General features: G+C 65.3%; 13 protein-coding genes. 8 read left to right on the top strand and 5 right to left on the bottom strand.

Annotated elements, in window-relative coordinates; translation table 11 throughout:
• Window positions 1-3 precede the first annotated feature (3 nt).
• Entirely contained in the window at window positions 4-1,260 is a 1,257-nt protein-coding gene (locus I6F21_RS21870; RefSeq protein WP_036009713.1) for a GTP cyclohydrolase II, read from the bottom strand.
• A 324-nt stretch (window positions 1,261-1,584) separates the two neighbouring features.
• On the opposite strand from I6F21_RS21870, the gene I6F21_RS21865 reads away from it, so the two are divergent.
• A complete protein-coding gene (locus tag I6F21_RS21865) occupies window positions 1,585-2,712 on the top strand; it encodes a threonine synthase (protein ID WP_225142106.1) in 1,128 nt (375 codons plus the stop codon).
• An 8-nt stretch (window positions 2,713-2,720) separates the two neighbouring features.
• Here the strand turns inward: I6F21_RS21865 and I6F21_RS21860 are convergent, their stop codons facing one another.
• Window positions 2,721-4,283, bottom strand: a complete 1,563-nt coding sequence (locus I6F21_RS21860) for a glycosyltransferase family 39 protein (RefSeq protein ID WP_225142241.1) — start codon at window positions 4,281-4,283, stop codon at window positions 2,721-2,723.
• Window positions 4,284-4,475: 192 nt separating this feature from the next.
• Here I6F21_RS21860 and I6F21_RS21855 point away from each other — a divergent pair, with 192 nt between their 5' ends.
• The 4 genes from I6F21_RS21855 to I6F21_RS21840 all read left to right on the top strand — a co-directional run bounded on the left by I6F21_RS21855 (window position 4,476) and on the right by I6F21_RS21840 (window position 8,353).
• Window positions 4,476-6,203: an adenylate/guanylate cyclase domain-containing protein gene (locus I6F21_RS21855; protein WP_225142118.1), complete on the top strand. Its 1,728-nt coding sequence runs from the start codon at window positions 4,476-4,478 to the stop codon at window positions 6,201-6,203.
• A gap of 220 nt (window positions 6,204-6,423) precedes the next feature.
• The gene (locus tag I6F21_RS21850; protein WP_225142120.1) at window positions 6,424-7,623 is read left to right on the top strand and encodes a molybdopterin-dependent oxidoreductase; all 1,200 of its coding nucleotides are present in this window, start codon (window positions 6,424-6,426) and stop codon (window positions 7,621-7,623) included.
• 12 nt (window positions 7,624-7,635) lie between these two features.
• Entirely contained in the window at window positions 7,636-7,944 is a 309-nt protein-coding gene (locus tag I6F21_RS21845) for a cytochrome c (RefSeq protein ID WP_036009702.1), read from the top strand.
• Window positions 7,945-8,152: 208 nt separating this feature from the next.
• On the top strand, window positions 8,153-8,353 hold the full coding sequence (locus tag I6F21_RS21840) for a cold-shock protein (protein WP_008563500.1): 201 nt from the start codon (window positions 8,153-8,155) through the stop codon (window positions 8,351-8,353).
• Between the two features lie 173 nt (window positions 8,354-8,526).
• On the opposite strand, the gene I6F21_RS21835 is transcribed toward I6F21_RS21840, so the two are convergent.
• Window positions 8,527-8,988, bottom strand: a complete 462-nt coding sequence (locus I6F21_RS21835) for an Lrp/AsnC ligand binding domain-containing protein (RefSeq protein ID WP_036009699.1) — start codon at window positions 8,986-8,988, stop codon at window positions 8,527-8,529.
• A 114-nt stretch (window positions 8,989-9,102) separates the two neighbouring features.
• On the opposite strand from I6F21_RS21835, the gene putA reads away from it, so the two are divergent.
• The 3 genes from putA (at window position 9,103) to I6F21_RS21820 (ending at window position 14,235) form a co-directional block, all read left to right on the top strand.
• Entirely contained in the window at window positions 9,103-12,102 is a 3,000-nt protein-coding gene (gene putA, locus I6F21_RS21830; protein WP_225142122.1) for a bifunctional proline dehydrogenase/L-glutamate gamma-semialdehyde dehydrogenase PutA, read from the top strand.
• A 115-nt stretch (window positions 12,103-12,217) separates the two neighbouring features.
• On the top strand, window positions 12,218-13,423 hold the full coding sequence (locus I6F21_RS21825; RefSeq protein ID WP_225142125.1) for a CoA transferase: 1,206 nt from the start codon (window positions 12,218-12,220) through the stop codon (window positions 13,421-13,423).
• Window positions 13,424-13,587: 164 nt separating this feature from the next.
• Entirely contained in the window at window positions 13,588-14,235 is a 648-nt protein-coding gene (locus I6F21_RS21820) for a glutathione S-transferase family protein (protein WP_225142127.1), read from the top strand.
• A 158-nt stretch (window positions 14,236-14,393) separates the two neighbouring features.
• Here I6F21_RS21820 and I6F21_RS21815 read toward each other — a convergent pair whose 3' ends face one another.
• Window positions 14,394-14,558: a hypothetical protein gene (locus I6F21_RS21815; protein WP_225142129.1), complete on the bottom strand. Its 165-nt coding sequence runs from the start codon at window positions 14,556-14,558 to the stop codon at window positions 14,394-14,396.
• Window positions 14,559-14,637: 79 nt separating this feature from the next.
• Window positions 14,638-16,176 carry a hypothetical protein gene (locus I6F21_RS21810; RefSeq protein WP_225142131.1) on the bottom strand — a complete coding sequence of 513 codons (1,539 nt, stop codon included), beginning with the start codon at window positions 16,174-16,176 and terminating at the stop codon, window positions 14,638-14,640.
• Between the last annotated feature and the right edge of the window lie 25 nt (window positions 16,177-16,201).

Genomic DNA, 16,201 nt, shown 5'->3' with positions numbered 1-16,201 from the left:
CGATCAGTATTTTTCCAGCGAACGCCCGACCACGCCGTTCACGTCCTTTTCCGGTGCGATGTCGGTCGAGTAGTAGCCCGCGGCCTTCTTGGCGGCGATCTCGACATGGGCGTCGGCGGGAATCAGCTCCAGCGGGATCGGCACACGCTCGACGATGTCGATGCCTTGCGAGGTCAACGCGTCGTATTTCATGTCGCTCATCGACAGGAAGCGGTCAATGCGCTTGAGGCCGAGCCAGTGGATCGTATCCGGCATCAATTGCTGGAAGCGCGCGTCCTGGACGCCAGCCACGCACTCGGTGCGCTCGAAATAAGCGGCGGCCGCATCGCCGTCCTCCTGCCGCTTGCGCGCATTGTAGACCAGGAATTTGGTGACCTCACCGAGCGCGCGGCCTTCTTTGCGGTTGTAGACGACCAGCCCGAGCCCGCCCTCCTGCGCGCCGCGCGCGGATTCCTCGATGCCGTGGATCAGATAGGGCCGGCAGGTGCAGATGTCGGAGCCGAACACATCGGACCCGTTGCACTCGTCATGCACGCGGCAGGTGATCCTGGTGCGATGGTCCGGCAGTTTCGTCACGTCGCCGAACAGGTAGACCGTGGTGCCGCCGATCGGCGGCAGGAACACCTTCATGTCCGGGCGCGTCACCAGCTCCGGGAACATGCCGGCGGTCTGCTCGAACAGCGTGCGCCGCAGCTCGGTCTCGCCGGTGCCGAAGCGCGCCGCAAGGCCCGGCAGGTACCACACCGGATCGATCGCGATCTTCACCACCGACACGCTGCCATTGGCGTGCACGACCTCGCCATCGGCGCGCAGCCGCTTTGCGGCAAGCGCATCGCGAATCTCCGGCAGGTCGAGCCGCGCCCGAGTCACCGCGATGCTCGGGCGGATGTCCGCGCCCTCGGCGATCTCCTGGCGAAAATTCTCGGCGACCAGATGCCCCCAGGGATCGAGCGCGACGATTTTTGTGGGATCGGTCCATTGCTCGAACGGACCGATGGTGGCGGCCGGAAAGGTATTGGTGAGGTCAGGACGCCTGATCGGGTCCAGCGCCCCGGCGGAGACCGCGAGCGCGCGGTACATCGCGTAGGACCCGCCATGGCTGCCGATCACGTTGCGATCCCCGGCGCGCGACACCGTACCGATGATCGGCCCGCGCGCGCGCGCATCAGCGGCGCCCCAATGGATGGGAAAGGCGGCCTTCCTGCCCGGCTCCGGATGGGAGGTCAGGCGGATGTGGTCGGTACGGTTGGCACGGCTCATGTCCAGGCTCCCAAAAAGCCAACGGCCCGCCGCTCGGACGGGCCTGGCTCACTTGCGACGCCGAACCGGCGGCGCAAGCTCAATCCAACATATTGTAGCGGCCCGCGACGACAGACAAGTTAATCGTGGCCGGGCGCAGGGGCCGTTCGGGGCCAAATTCCCGTCATCGGGCCTGCCGACGCCGCTCATCGCGTTCGCCGCCTGCCGGTGAGGCCGGTTTAAAGAATTGAAATAGTTTCGTTTTTCGTGTTTTCAAGGAGGCGTTGCTTCGTGCGGCCGGCTTCAAGTCCGGTGCACTGCGCCGCCCCCGCCCTGGAGACTGCTATGCCTGCCGCCAGCTACATCGATCCCCGCAACGGAAAGCTCTATCCCTTGGACCAGCCGCGCTGGTGCTCGGACGAGCGCACGCCGCTGCTGGTGACGCCGGGGGCGGGCATCTCACGCGAGGACATCGATGGCCGGACGCGGTCGCTCTGGCGCTACCGGGCGGCGCTGCCGGTCGAGATCGAGAACCCGATTACGCTCGGCGAGGGCTGCACGCCGCTGGTCCAGCAGGACTGGGGCGCGTTGCGCCCGCTGTTCAAGCTCGAATGGTTCAACCCGACAGGCAGCTTCAAGGACCGCGGCTCGGCGGTGATGCTGTCGTTCCTGCGACAGATCGGCGTCGACGCCATTCTGGAGGATTCCTCCGGCAACGGCGGCTCATCCATGGCGGGGCTGGGTGCGGCCGGCGGCATGCGCGTCAAGATTCTGGCGCCGGCCTCGACGTCGCCGGCCAAGATCGCGCAGGTGCGCGCCTACGGCGCGACCGTGCAGCTCGTGGAGGGCCCGCGCGAGGAATCCGAAGCCGAGGCCATCCGCCAGTCGAACCAGACCTTCTACGCCAGCCACAATTGGCAGCCATTCTTCCTCGAAGGCACCAAGTCGCTGGCCTACGAGATCTGGGAAGATCTGGGATTCCGCGCGCCCGACAACATCATCGTTCCCGTCGGCGCCGGCAGCAGTCTGCTGGGTTGCGCCTTCGGCTTCCGCGAGCTGTTGAAGGCCGGGCAGATCTCGAAACTGCCGCGCCTGTTCGCGGCGCAGCCGCTCAATTGCTCGCCGATCGATGCAAGCTTCAAGGCCGGTGTCGATACGCCGGTCGCGCGCGAGGTGAGCAAGACCGTTGCCGAGGGCACCGCGATCAAGACTCCCCTCCGCCTGCGTGAGATCATCGCCGCCCTGCGCGAGAGCGGCGGCGGCACCATCGCGCTCACCGAGGACGAGATCGTCGCCGCCCTGCGCCGCCTCGCGCGCCAGGGCCTGTTTGCCGAGCCGACCAGCGCCAGCGCGGCTGCGGCGCTCGACAAGCTCGCCGCAACCGGCGCCATCAATGCGAACGAGACCACGGTGGCCGTTCTCACCGGCACCGGCCTCAAGGCCGCAACCACCGTCGCCGATCTCGTGCAGTAGGCTCGCGCTTACCCTCCCGCTCCAGGCTCCTGGAGAGGCTTGGAGAGAGAACGCGAGCGCCCGCCGGCGTCCGCCAGCACCTTCCACTGGAACAGCGGCGAGTCCTTTGGCGGCGAGAGCTGCGGGGTCCAGCCGGTGAGCTTTTCGATCACATAGGTGTCCGTCACGACGCCGCGCCAGCGGCGTTCGACCGTGGCGAGTTGCTCGCGCTGCGCCGGAATGTGCTCCCACAGCGATGCGCGGTTGTCCGGCTCGCGCCCGACATAGATGCCGGCATGACCCTTGATCCTGTCCATGCCGGGGTCGCGGAAATCCTGGAAACGGCCGCGCTCGTTGATCTCGATCACGGGCACGCGGCCCCGGAACAGCCAGCGCATCATGGCGTAGGTGCGGTAGTCCGTGGTTGCGATCCAGGTCGCGCCTGTCGCGTCGAGGGCGGCTTGCGCCCGCGCGGCGACCTGCTCGTAGCCGGCCTCGGCGCCGATCGGGTCGATCTTGCCGAGCAGATTCCAGGGCGCGGCAACGTAGTAGAGGAACACGATGATGACGAAGGGAATGCCTAAGACGATCGCTGTCCTGGCCCAGAACAGCGAGGACCTCAGCATTCGGGCGGACCATCCCTCTTTCCTCATCGTGACGAGATTGACCGCGGTGGCGGCAAAACCGACTGGCCACATGAACATCGGCCAGGTGTCGCCGACGCGCAGCGTCAGCGACTTGAAGAGGAAGTAGGCGAACGGCACCAGCACCGCCGTCGACAAAAGGATCGCGACTGGCTCGCGCGTGCGATAGCCGCGCCACGCCGTCAGCACCAGGCCCGTCAGCACCACCGGCAGCAAGACGAAACCGACCAGGCCGAATTGCAGGCCGATGTAATCGCCGATCGTACGCAGCGAGACGCCGTAATTGGCGGTGGCGCGCACGCCCTGGAAACGGAACGAGGCCCAGTCGTGCTGCACGTTCCAGATCAGCACCGGCGAGAACACCGCTATCGCGACCAGGACGGCGAGATAGGGGTACGGACTGCGCAGCCAGCGCCAGCGCCAATCCGGCACCAGCAGAAAGGCGGCAACGGCCGGCGCGAACATGATCACAGTAAATTTCGACAGCATCGCGAGGCCCGCGAACAGACCGGCCGCCAACCACCAGCGGCCATCGCCGCTTTGCGCCAGCCGCACCAGCGACCACATCATCGCGACCGCGAACGGGATCATCGCGACATCGGGCGCAACCTTGGCCATCAACAGGCCGTAATAAAGCGCGGCCTCCGGCATCAGCACCGCGAACACGATCGCGCGCGCATCATGGGTGAGGCGGCGGACGATGTCAGCGAGCAATAGCTGCGTCACCAGCATCGCGACGATGCCGCCGAAGCGGACGCCGAGATTGGTGTCGCCGAAGATCGCGGTTCCGAAGCGGATCAGCCAGGCGATGCCGGGCGGATGATCGAGGAAGCTGAGCGCAGCCTCCTTCGACCAGGTCCAGTAATAGGCTTCGTCGGTGCGCAGCTCGATGGCCGAGGCATAGACGATGCGGAGCAGCGTCATCGCGGCGATGATCGCTGCGGCCATGAGGATCAGACGCCGTTCGGCGCCGTCAGGCTTTGCAGAGATGTCGGGAGCGATCGTCACGGCGGCGCTTTTCCCCGACTTGGAAGGGGGAGTCAATGTGGGGCCGTCGTCCCTGTGATCCTGCTGGCTGTCCATATCGGAAATTAAAGGTTACGCTGGCTGGTCTCCTCCAGGACCTGACACAACCGAATCATGGCCACCGCTCCCACACAGATGTCAGTCGTCCGCGCCGCCGGGGTGCGGCAGGTGCGACTCGTTTGCGGCATCATCCTGTTCGCCTTTGTGGTCAGTCATTTCCTCAACCACGCGCTCGGCAACATCTCGGTCGATGCCATGGAGACCGGGGTCTACTACCACACGCTGTTCTGGCAGTTCCTCCCGGTCGCGATCGTGTTCTACACGGCCGCCCTCACCCATATGGGCCTCGGCGTCTACGCGCTGTATCAGCGCCGCCAGTTCCGCTGGCGAACGATCGAGCCGCTCCAGCTCGTGCTCGGCTTGAGCATCCCCGTCCTCGTCATGGGCCATGTCATCGGCGTGCGGCTCGCGCAGACGCTGTACGGACACGAGAAGCTGTATCCGCAGGAGCTCTATTTGTTCTTCGTCGCGGCGCCGGGCCTGCTCTGGCAGATGACGATCCTGCTTCTCATCGCCTGGGTGCACGGCTGCATCGGCGTCTATTTCTGGCTTCGGCTGAAGCCGTTCTTCACGCGCGCGGCGCCCTATCTGCTCGCGGCCGCCGTGCTGATCCCGACGCTATCGCTGCTCGGCATCTACCAGGGCGGCCGCAGCGTCGCCGCCGACAGTGACGACGGCGAATGGCGTAAGCAGCATCTCACCCGCAGCAAGGTCGGCACGGTTGCGGAAGGCAACACGCTCGAGCGCATCGCGGGCGGTCTCACCATGGGCTATTTCGGTCTGTTGGGACTGGTGCTGGCGGCGCGCGGCGTGCGCGCCCTGCGCGAACGGCGCGGCGGCATGATCGCGCTGTCCTACGGCAACGGCAAGACGGTGCGGGTCCCCAAGGGCCTGTCGGTGCTGGAGGCGAGCCTGCGCCACAACGTGCCGCACGCCAGCGTCTGCGGCGGCCGCGCCCGCTGCTCGACCTGCCGCATCCGTATCATCGGCGATCATGATGCCCTGCCCACTCCGTCGCAGCGCGAGGCTTTCGTGCTCACCCGCGTCGGCACCGCCGATCCCTCGATCAGATTGGCCTGTCAGCTGCGTCCGACCTCCGATCTCTCGTTCTTCCAACTCTTCGCAGCTCACACGCATGCAACGGACGGAGCCTCGACATCGGCCAGTATCGGCCAGGAGCGCTATCTCGTCAGCCTGTTCGTGGACATGCGCGGCTCGACGCAGCTGGCCGAGAAGCGCCTGCCGTTCGACACGGTCTTCATCGTCAACCGCTTCCTCGGCGCGGTGTCGCAAGCGGTAATCGAGAACGGCGGCCAGCCGAACCAGTTCGTCGGCGACGGCATGCTGGCGCTGTTCGGACTCGCGGCCGACCCGCAAACCGCCTGCCGGCAGGCGATGAAGGCAGCCGCGGGAATCGCTGCGCATATCGACGAGCTCAACGATCTCCTGAGCCACGATCTGCGCCAGCCGATCCGCTTCGGCATCGGCATCCACGGCGGCGAGGTCATCATCGGCGACATCGGCTATCGCGATCACATCGTCTTCACCGCGCTCGGCGATGCCGTCAACGTCGCCGCCCGCTTGCAGGACATGACCAAGACGCTGGCCTGCGAGGCCGTCGTCTCGGATGAAGTCCGCCGTACAGCTGATATTTCCGACGACGCACTGCCGCAGCAGGAGGTCGCCATCCGCGGCCGCGACCAGCCGCTCGCAGTGCGCGTGGTGGCGAATGCGAGGGAGCTGGCGGCGCTGGTCGATCGCAGCAAGCGCGTGGCGGCGTGATTCTTTACCTCTCCCCGTAAGAACGGGGCGAGGGAGCGCACCGTCGTCGCGGCCTACTGCTCGTCAATCTCGTTACGAGCACAACACCGGCCTGCTGCAACGCAGCGGCATGGGCTTGCTGCGAAAGCGCGAATTGACTTCACGCAAATGGTTGCGACAGATGAGCGCAGGATCGTGGTGATGACCGCCGATCCAACGAGAAGCTCCGGGAGGAGAAAGAATGTTCGATCGACGCGACCTGCTCAAGGGAGCAGGCCTTGCCGCCATGGCGGCCACACTGAATTCCACCAAGGCGCTGGCCCTCGACACGGTGACCCTGCCCTTCGCCAATGGCGAACGGCCGCTGGTGAAATATCCGCAGAAGCGGCCGATGATCGGCCTGACCAGCCGGCCGCCGCAGCTCGAGACCCCGTTTGCGGTGTTCAACGACGGCCCGATCACGCCGAACAACGCGTTCTTCGTGCGCTACCACCTCTCCGACCTGCCCTACGATCTCAACCCCGACAAGTTCACGCTGGAGGTCAAGGGCAAGGTCGACAAGCCGCTGAAATTGTCGCTGAAGGACATCCGCAAGATGAAGGCGACGGAGATCGTCGCCGTCAACCAGTGCTCCGGCAACAGCCGCGGCTTCTTCGAGCCGCGCGTCGCCGGCGGTCAGCTCGCCAACGGCGCGATGGGTTGCGCGCGCTGGCGCGGCGTGCCGCTGAAGAACGTGCTGGAGATGGCCGGCGTGCACAGCGGCGCCAGGCAGGTCACCTTCAACGGCATGGACGGACCGGTCAACGACAAGACGCCGGATTTCATCAAGGCACTCGACATCGATCACGCCACCGACGGCGAGGTGATGCTGGCCTATGCCATGAACGGCGAGGACCTGCCGTTCCTCAACGGCTTTCCGCTGCGCCTGATCGTGCCCGGCTATTTCGGCACCTACTGGGTCAAGCACCTCAACGAGATCACCGTCATCGACGACGTTTATGACGGCTTCTGGATGAAGTCGGCCTACCGCATCCCCGACACGCCGAACAATGCGGTCGAGCCGGGCACCGCGCCAAAGGCGACGATCCCGATCAACCGCTTCACCATCCGCTCCTTCATCACCAGCGTCCCCGATGGCGCCAAGCTGAAGGCGGGAGCCGTGACCCTGCGCGGCATCGCGTTCGATGGCGGCAAGGGCATCAAGCAGGTCGAGGTCTCCACCGACGGCGGCAAGACCTGGGTCGGCGCCAAGCTCGGCAAGGACCTCGGCAAGTACGCCTTCCGCAATTGGAAGCTGCCGGTGAAGCTCGCGGCCGGCAGCCACGAGCTCAAGGTCCGCGCCACCGGCAATGGCGGCGAGACCCAGCCGGACATGCCGCGCTGGAACCCGGCGGGTTACTTGCGCAACGTCGTCGAAACCGTTCGCGTCAGCGTGGCCTGAAGGAGACTGATCATGCAGCGCATCGTTCTCCTCGCCATCACGCTCGCCGTCGCCGCATTGATGGGCTCGTCACTTGCAGCGCCCGTCAATTACAAGACCCCGGACGAAGTCGCCGCCTTCAAGCCCGGTCCCAATCTCGAGGTCGTGCAGGGCAATTGCAGCGCCTGCCATTCGTCCGACTACGTCGCCACGCAGCCGCCGATGAAGGACAAGAGGGCGTTCTGGCAGGCCGAGGTGACCAAGATGATCAAGGTCTATGGCGCACCGATCGACGATGCCGATGTCGGCAAGATCGTCGATTATCTGACCGCGACCTACTGAGGGATGGCATCACGCGCTCCTGCCATTTGACCGCGAAACGGGCAAAACCGGCAAAAACGCCGCGAAGTTGAGCGGAATTCGGCGAAATGGCGATGTGGTTTGAGCTACCAAGCCTGCCACATTCCGCGTATCCTGTTAGGACCGAACCGGCCGGTTGGCGGGGACTGGCGGTTCGAGATCTCGGAGGAAGACCCGCGGAGAAGTCGTGATGGCTAAAGGTACGGTCAAGTGGTTCAACCCGACGAAGGGTTATGGATTCATCCAGCCTGCGTCGGGTGGCAAGGATGTGTTCGTGCATATCTCGGCGGTGCAGAAGGCCGGTCTGTCGACCCTCAACGAGGGACAGACGGTGGAATACGAAGAGATCGCAAACCGGGGCAAGACCTCCGCGGAAAACCTCAAAGTATAAGCCCGCGCCAGCCTTTGCTGCCTCCCGGATTTGTCCGGGAGCGGGCCAAGAAAAATTTAAGAAGACGGCCGGTGCATTCGACGACAGGCGTTGCGATTGCACGAGGATAGCTATTTTTTCCTTGCGAAGACCGCTCATCGAACCACAGCAATGACAATCGCGACTGCACTTCGCTAACCCACCGGCAGCGGTGCGTCGCGCTTGATCTCCTCCATCACCGCATAAGTTCGCGTCTCGCGCACGCCCGGCATCGACAGCAGGGTCTCGCCGAGAAAGCGCCGATAGGCGGTCATGTCTGCAAGCCGCGCCTTCACAAGATAGTCGAAGCCGCCGGCAACCATGTGACACTCCAGCACTTCAGGGGCGAGCCTCACGGCTCGGGCGAACCGCTCGAAATTGTCGGGCGTGGTCTTGTCGAGCAGCACCTCGACGAACACCAGGAGCCCAAGGCCGAGCCGGTGCGGGTTGAGCCGCGCGCCATAGCCTTCGACAAAGCCCTCGCGCTGCAGGCGCTTCAACCGCTCGCCGATCGAGGTCGGCGACAGCCCGATGCGCTCGGCGAGCTCGACATTGGCGATGCGCCCATCCTCCTGCAGGATCGAGAGGATTTTCCGGTCTGTTCGATCGAGTTCCATATCTTATCTGGCCAAATGGCTAACCCTCTTCATTTTCTAAGGCAAACTGGCTAAATTGTCTATCGAACTACGGTCACGCGGGCCTTATCCTGGATTTCAGCCACAGGACACGCCATGCCGAACATCCCGCCCCCCTTCTCCGCGCCCTACGCCCCCGATGATTCCGAGATCGCCGCAAAGGTTCTGCCGGCCTCGCATCTCATCCCGGCACGGGAGGCCCGGATCGACCGCATCGCGACGCGGCTGATCGAGGCGATCCGCAAGCGCGACGATCGGCTCGGCGGGGTCGAGGACATGCTGCGGGAGTTCGCGCTCTCGACCAAGGAGGGGCTGGCGCTGATGGTGCTGGCTGAGGCGCTGCTGCGCGTGCCCGATGCGCGCACGGCCGACCAGTTCATCGAGGACAAGCTCGGCGAGGGCGATTTCATCCATCACGAGACCAAGTCCACCGCGTTCCTGGTCAACGCCTCGGCCTGGGCGCTCGGCCTGTCGGCGCGGGTGATCCAGCCGGGCGAGACGCCCGACGGCACTATCGGCCGGCTGGTGAAGCGGCTCGGCGCACCGGCGGTGCGCACCGCGACGCGCCAGGCGATGCGGTTGATGGGCAATCATTTCGTGTTAGGGGAGACGATCGAGCAGGCGCTGGAGCGGGCTCGGCCGCGCTCGGGCCAGAAGCCGCGCTATTCCTTCGACATGCTCGGCGAAGGCGCGCGCACGGCCGCCGATGCCAAGCGCTATTTCGACGCCTATGCCAGCGCGATTGACACGATCGGCAAGGCGGCAGGCAACCATCCCCTGCCCGACCGGCCCGGCATCTCGGTCAAGCTTTCGGCGCTGCATCCGCGCTTCGAGGCGATCAGCCGCGGCCGCGTGATGGCCGAGCTGGTGCCGCTATTGCTGGACCTTGCGCAGCGCGCCAAGGCGCATGACCTCAACTTCACCGTCGATGCCGAGGAAGCCGACCGGCTGGAGCTGTCGCTCGACGTGATCGCGGCGACACTCGCCGATCCATCGCTTTCCGGCTGGGACGGATTTGGCCTCGCGATCCAGGCCTATCAGAAGCGTGCTAGCGCGGTGATCGACTATGTCGATGAACTCGCCCGCGCGCATGACCGCAAGCTGATGGTGCGCCTGGTCAAGGGCGCCTATTGGGACACCGAGATCAAGCGCGCCCAGGAGCGCGGGCTCGACGGCTATCCCGTGTTCACGCGCAAGGCGATGACCGATCTGAACTTCGTCGCCTGCGCGACGAAGCTTCTCGCCTTGCGGCCGCGCATCTTCCCGCAATTCGCCACCCACAACGCGCTGACGGTCGCGACCGTGCTGGAGCTCGCAGCAGATGGCGGCGGCTTCGAGTTCCAGCGCCTGCATGGCATGGGCGAAGCGCTCTACGAGCAACTCGCAAAGGATCGTCCTGACATCGCCTACCGCACCTACGCGCCGGTCGGCAGCCATCGCGACCTGCTCGCTTATCTGGTGCGGCGGCTTCTGGAGAACGGCGCCAATTCCTCGTTCGTGGCGCAGGCGGCCGATTATCGCGTGCCGGTTTCGGCGCTGCTGCAGCGCCCGGCAGATGCCATCGGCCGGGCGCAACAGGCACCTCATGCCAAGATTCCGTTGCCGGCAGATCTGTTCGCGCCGGATCGGCGCAATTCGCGCGGCGTCGAATTCGGTGAGCGTGCCGCACTCGACGGGCTCCTGACGGACGTGAAGGCCGCGGCGGCCGAGCTTAAGCCTGTCGCTGACGCAACACCGGATCAGGCCAACGCGGCGGTGACGGCTGCGCGCGCCGGCTTTGGCAGCTGGAGCCGGACGCCTGCAGGCACGCGCGCGGCGGCGCTGGAGCAGGCCGCGCATCTTCTGGAAACCCGCGGCGCCCGTTTCATCGCGCTGCTGCAAGCCGAGGGCGGCAAGACGCTCGACGACGCTCTGTCCGAGCTGCGCGAAGCCGCCGACTTCTGCCGCTACTATGCCGCGCAGGGCCGCAAGCTGTTCGGAAACGATGCCGCCATGCCCGGCCCGACCGGCGAGAGCAATGTGCTTAGCCTGCGCGGCCGCGGCGTGTTCGTCGCGATCTCGCCGTGGAATTTTCCGCTCGCAATCTTCCTTGGCCAGGTGACCGCGGCGCTGATGGCCGGCAATAGCGTGGTGGCGAAACCCGCCGAGCAGACGCCGCGCATCGCGCGCGAGGCCGTAGCCCTGCTGCACGAGGCCGGCATCCCCAGAAGCGCGCTGCATCTCGTCACCGGCGACGGCCGCATCGGCGGCGTCCTCACCGCGCATCCTGATGTCGCCGGAGTAGTCTTCACCGGCTCGACCGACGTCGCGCGCCAGATCAACCGGACGCTGGCCGCCAAGGACGGGCCGATCGTGCCGCTGATCGCGGAGACCGGCGGCATCAATGCCATGATCGCGGATGCGACCGCACTGCCCGAGCAGGTCGCCGACGACGTCGTGACCTCTGCGTTCCGCTCCGCAGGCCAGCGCTGCTCGGCCTTGCGGCTTTTGTTCGCGCAGGAGGATGTCGCCGACCGCATGGTCGAGATGATCGCGGGCGCCGCGCGCGAACTGAAGATCGGCGATCCCGCGGATGTCGCGACCCATGTCGGTCCGGTGATCGATGAGGAGGCCAAGCAGCGCCTCGATGCGCATATCGCGCGGATGAAGCGCGAGGCGCGGCTGCATTTTGCGGGCACCGCGCCGGATGGCTGCTTCGTCGCGCCGCATATCTTCGAGCTCAAGGAGGCCGGTCAGCTCACCGAAGAGGTGTTCGGCCCGATCCTGCATGTCGTGCGCTATCGCGCGGAGAACCTGGCGCGTGTGCTGGAATCCATCGCGCGCACCGGCTACGGGCTCACCCTCGGCATCCATTCGCGCATCGACGACACCATCGAGGCCATCGTCGACCGCGTCCAGGTCGGCAACATCTACGTCAACCGCAACATGATCGGCGCCGTGGTCGGCGTGCAGCCGTTCGGCGGCAGCGGCCTTTCCGGAACCGGCCCCAAGGCCGGCGGCCCGCATTACCTCGCGCGCTTTGCCACCGAGCAGACGGTGACGATCAACACGGCTGCGGCAGGCGGCAATGCCGCATTGCTTGCGGGGGAGGAGTGAGGCCCTGCGCCAGGCGCCGTTGCATCCCGGCAAAACATCGGTCTAATGCTCTCATCACGCGCCCGCGCCAATTCCAGCGCGCGGGAAACGATTGAAGCGAGGGAGCGACGCCGCGATGGAGAAGGGCATTTTTGCAGGCCTGAAGGTTCTGGACTGCGCGAGCTTCATCGCAGCGCCCGCGGCCGCGACCGTGCTGTCGGATTTCGGCGCAGACGTTATCAAGATCGAGCCGCCCGGCACTGGCGACCCCTATCGCAACCTGCCGAACCTGCCGGGCTATCCCTCAGGCGAGCACAATTTCGCCTGGCTGCTGGAGGCGCGCAACAAGAAGAGCATCGCGCTCGACTTGTCGAAGCCGGAGGCGCAAGCCGTGCTCTACAAGCTCGTGGCGGAGGCCGACGTCTTCATCACCAACATGCCGCCGCCGGTGCGCGCCAAGCTCGGCATCACCTATGATCATCTCGCCCATCTCAACGACCGGCTGATCTACGCCTCCTTCACCGGCTATGGCGAGAAGGGCGAGGAAGCCAACAAGCCCGGCTTCGACAGCAACGCCTATTGGGCGCGGTCCGGCCTGATGGATCTCGTCCGCGCCGACACCGACACCACGCCGGCGCGCTCGGTCGCGGGCATGGGCGACCATCCCTGCGCCATGGCGTTCTACGGCGCGATCGTCACCGCACTGTATCAGCGCGAGAAGACCGGCAAGGGCTCGCACGTCGCTTCCAACCTGATGGCGAACGGGGTGTGGGCCGCGAGCGTGCTGGCGCAGGCCAAGCTCTGCGGCGCCAAGTTCGGCGAGCGGCGCCCGCGCGAGCGCGCGCTTAACGCGGTGGCCAATCATTACCAGTGCAAGGACGGCCGCTGGCTGATCCTGTCGCTGCTGAACGAAGAGAAGCAGTTTCCGACGCTGGCCAAGTGCCTGGGCCGCGAGGATCTGATCAACGATCCCCGCTTCGCCACCAAGGCCGACCGTCACGCCCGCTCGGTCGAGCTGATCAGGATCCTGGACGAGACCTTCGCCACCAGGGATCTCGCCGAATGGCGCAAAATCCTCGACGGCAACGGCCTCGTGTTCGGCGTCGTCGCCATCCTGGAGGACATCCCCAACGACAAGCAGATGCTCGACAATGAAGTGCTGGTGCCGTTCGAGAACGACACCATGCTGACCATCAACAGCCCGATCTGGATCGACGGCGCCAAGAAGGTGCAGCCGCGCAAGCCGCCAGCGGTCGGCGAGCACAGTGACGAGATTTTGCGCGAGGCGGGATTTGACGAGGCGGCGATCAAGCAGCTGCGGGGGTCGGGAGCGGTGGGGTAAGGCCGAGTCGGTTGCTCCGAACACCGTCATTGCGAGGAGCCCTTGCGACGAAGCAATCCAGACTGTCTCCGCGGAAAGATTCTGGATTGCTTCGCTGCGCTCGCAATGACGATGCCGGACTATCTCGCTATAACAATCGGCAACACACAGTGCCGCGAGGTCCCATGCCCAGCTACCGCCTGCACTACTTCCCCGAATCCGGCAACAGCTACAAGCTGGCGCTGATGCTGACGCTCTGCGGCGAGACGTTTGAGCCGGTCTGGACCGATTTTGCCGGCGGCGTCACGCGCACGGCGGAATGGCGCAAGGCCGTCAACGAGATGGGCGAGATTCCCGTGCTCGAGATCGACGGCGTGAAGATGACGCAGACTGCGCCGCTGCTGCTGAAACTGGCCGAGCAATACGGCCGTTTCGGCGCCGAGACGGAGGACGAGAAGTTCGAGCTGCTGCGCTGGCTGTTCTGGGACAACCACAAGCTCACCGGCTACATGGCGACCTACCGCTTCATGCGCGCCTTCACCGAGAAGAACGATCCGCAGGTGCTGAAGCATTTTCGCCGGCGGCTCGAAGACTTTCTCGGTATCCTCGACGGCCATCTCCAGCACAATGCATTCGCGATCGGCGCAAGGCCGACGGTCGCGGACATCTCGATGATGGCCTATCTGCATTATCCCAGCGACGAGCATGGCTTCGATTTCGCATCGAGCCATCCCGCCATCCACGCCTGGCTCGGCCGCATGGCGGCGCTGCCGGGCTGGAAGCCGGCCTACGAGCTGCTGCCGGGAAAACGGATGACGAATTACGCGAGGTGAGGACACTCTCTTCTCCCTCTCCCGTTCTTACGGGAAGAGGGTTGGGTGAGGGGCTTCTCTCCACACCTGAGATTATCGTGAGACCTGTACCCCCTCACCCGAATTCGATCTGCGATCGAATTCGACCTCTCCCCGCAAGCGGGGAGAGGTAAGCAAGCTCACCTCAACGACAGCCAGCCGAGCGTGAACAGAATGCCGCCGACGATGACGGCCACCGCAACGGCCCAGATGCTGACGCGGGCGCTGCCGGTGACCTGCTTGACTTCCTCGTTCCGCGCGATCTCGCGATTGCGCGCCTTGTTGGCGTTGCCGGCATCCGTCATGGGTCATCCAAATCGCTTGAGACTTTATCTTGCGCGTGATCCTTCGGAAAACCGCTCCACACTTTTCCTGGATCACGCGCTAACGCGTCTTGATGAAGCACATGCCGATGCGGCGCGAGGCCGCGGCGGCCTGGCAGGTCAGACCGCTAGCACAGCTCCATGACGTAAAACTCCTGTCCGGCGTTCCCGATCCCGGATCTTGCAGGGAACAATGCGCGCCCCAGCCGTCCTGATATTCGCTGCCGGCGAGCTCGCGACTGCCGCGGGTCTGCGGCCGACTGGCAAATCCGCGTGAGAAATCAGGGATCTTTCCGGCCGCGAACGCGGTCAGGATGTCGCGGCGGCGGAGCTGGTCGCCGAAGAAGTGTGGCGAGGCCGCCACGATGGCGGCATTCGACGGTCTGTCCGCAAGCCAATCGACGCCCGGGAAATGGAAGCCGCCGATGCCACGGGTCTGGTGACAGCCGGTGCAGGTGACGTCGTTGAGACGGCGCTGGAAGCCTGCGACCGAGCGGACGTTCTGCATGTCGAGGCCGTGGGCCGCCGCCTGCTTCAGCGCGCCGACCACGTCATTGTCGGTAAAGACGGGATCGCCTTTGCCCTCCCCCTGCATCATGCCGAACTCCGGCTGCAACGCCGAGGCGTCGAGGCCGGCGGGGGTCGGCACGATTGCGGCCCTGGCCAGAAATTTCTCCGGGATCAACACGGTGCCGCGATCGAACGCGCGTAAGTTCTCCGGCGCGAGCAGCCACGCCTTGAAGTCGCGCCGCAGCGCATCGTCGGCAAGAATGCGATCGCGGTCGATCTGGTTCTCCAGCGTCGATTCCACGAATGTCCTGGTGGCGGCATTGTACTTGAACACCTTGAGAAGATAGTCGGAGCGGAAATCGTGCAGCGCCGATTTCGGCGCGACCGAGACCTGGATGTTGGTCTCGATGCTGTCGAGCATGGCGTCGTCAGGCGGAGCGCGACCGCCGATCAAGCCCTGCCAGTCGCCATTGTCGAGCCAGCGCCGCGCGATCTCGGCGCAGCTGATCGGCTTGCCGTTCGCATCCGTCTGGCGCCCATCGCGCGCCTTCATCACGAGGTTGAATGTCATCGGCAGGCGCGTTGCGGTCTTGCCGCCATCCGGCCCGCTGTCGAAGCGCGCCAGACGATAGATCAGCCGGATCTCGCCACAGGACTCTTCCGAGACATAGGCACGATCCATGCGATTGACGATGCCGGCCAGCACGAAGCGCGCCTCGCGCGATTTCAGATTGGCCCGATCGAACAATTGTACGTCGAAACCCTCGCCGACGCCGATGGTCTCGCCCGGATAGGTCGCCCTGAACCATGCGATATAGCGGTCGAATTCCGCATCGATCGCGGGCAGAATGTCTTTCAGCTGCGGCAGCGAGGCGAACATCGGCTCGGTCGTGAGCGGGACGTCCGAATTCCGCTCCGGCGACAAAAGACGCGAGATCATCAGCGTGTTGTTCTGGTCGAGCTTGCGCAGGAGATCGGGATCGGTAATCGCGGTGCCGCGCGTCAGCGCGGCATTCTCCGCTGCGAACAGCGAAACCACACCGCCCAGCAATGCGGCGGCAGCAACGAGAATTCGCAAGGCGCGGCCCATGCCTGAGGTAACACCGCGCAGGGAC

Source organism: Bradyrhizobium sp. NBAIM03, assembly GCF_020194055.1.
In the GTDB taxonomy this organism is placed as follows: domain Bacteria; phylum Pseudomonadota; class Alphaproteobacteria; order Rhizobiales; family Xanthobacteraceae; genus Bradyrhizobium; species Bradyrhizobium yuanmingense.
The sequence above is the reverse complement of the archived record's forward strand: the minus strand, read 5'-3'. Positions and strand labels throughout refer to the sequence as shown.

What these genes read in the sequence shown, in the direction of transcription:
- I6F21_RS21845 (WP_036009702.1), top strand. Translation starts at nt 7,636, where the DNA reads ATGCAGCGCATCGTTCTCCTCGCCATCACGCTCGCCGTCGCCGCATTG.
- I6F21_RS21840 (WP_008563500.1), top strand. Translation starts at nt 8,153, where the DNA reads ATGGCTAAAGGTACGGTCAAGTGGTTCAACCCGACGAAGGGTTATGGA.
- putA (WP_225142122.1), top strand. Translation starts at nt 9,103, where the DNA reads ATGCCGAACATCCCGCCCCCCTTCTCCGCGCCCTACGCCCCCGATGAT.
- I6F21_RS21815 (WP_225142129.1), bottom strand. Translation starts at nt 14,558, where the DNA reads ATGACGGATGCCGGCAACGCCAACAAGGCGCGCAATCGCGAGATCGCG.
- I6F21_RS21855 (WP_225142118.1), top strand. Translation starts at nt 4,476, where the DNA reads ATGGCCACCGCTCCCACACAGATGTCAGTCGTCCGCGCCGCCGGGGTG.
- I6F21_RS21860 (WP_225142241.1), bottom strand. Translation starts at nt 4,283, where the DNA reads ATGGCCGCAGCGATCATCGCCGCGATGACGCTGCTCCGCATCGTCTAT.
- I6F21_RS21820 (WP_225142127.1), top strand. Translation starts at nt 13,588, where the DNA reads ATGCCCAGCTACCGCCTGCACTACTTCCCCGAATCCGGCAACAGCTAC.
- I6F21_RS21825 (WP_225142125.1), top strand. Translation starts at nt 12,218, where the DNA reads ATGGAGAAGGGCATTTTTGCAGGCCTGAAGGTTCTGGACTGCGCGAGC.
- I6F21_RS21810 (WP_225142131.1), bottom strand. Translation starts at nt 16,176, where the DNA reads ATGGGCCGCGCCTTGCGAATTCTCGTTGCTGCCGCCGCATTGCTGGGC.
- I6F21_RS21835 (WP_036009699.1), bottom strand. Translation starts at nt 8,988, where the DNA reads ATGGAACTCGATCGAACAGACCGGAAAATCCTCTCGATCCTGCAGGAG.
- I6F21_RS21865 (WP_225142106.1), top strand. Translation starts at nt 1,585, where the DNA reads ATGCCTGCCGCCAGCTACATCGATCCCCGCAACGGAAAGCTCTATCCC.
- I6F21_RS21870 (WP_036009713.1), bottom strand. Translation starts at nt 1,260, where the DNA reads ATGAGCCGTGCCAACCGTACCGACCACATCCGCCTGACCTCCCATCCG.
- I6F21_RS21850 (WP_225142120.1), top strand. Translation starts at nt 6,424, where the DNA reads ATGTTCGATCGACGCGACCTGCTCAAGGGAGCAGGCCTTGCCGCCATG.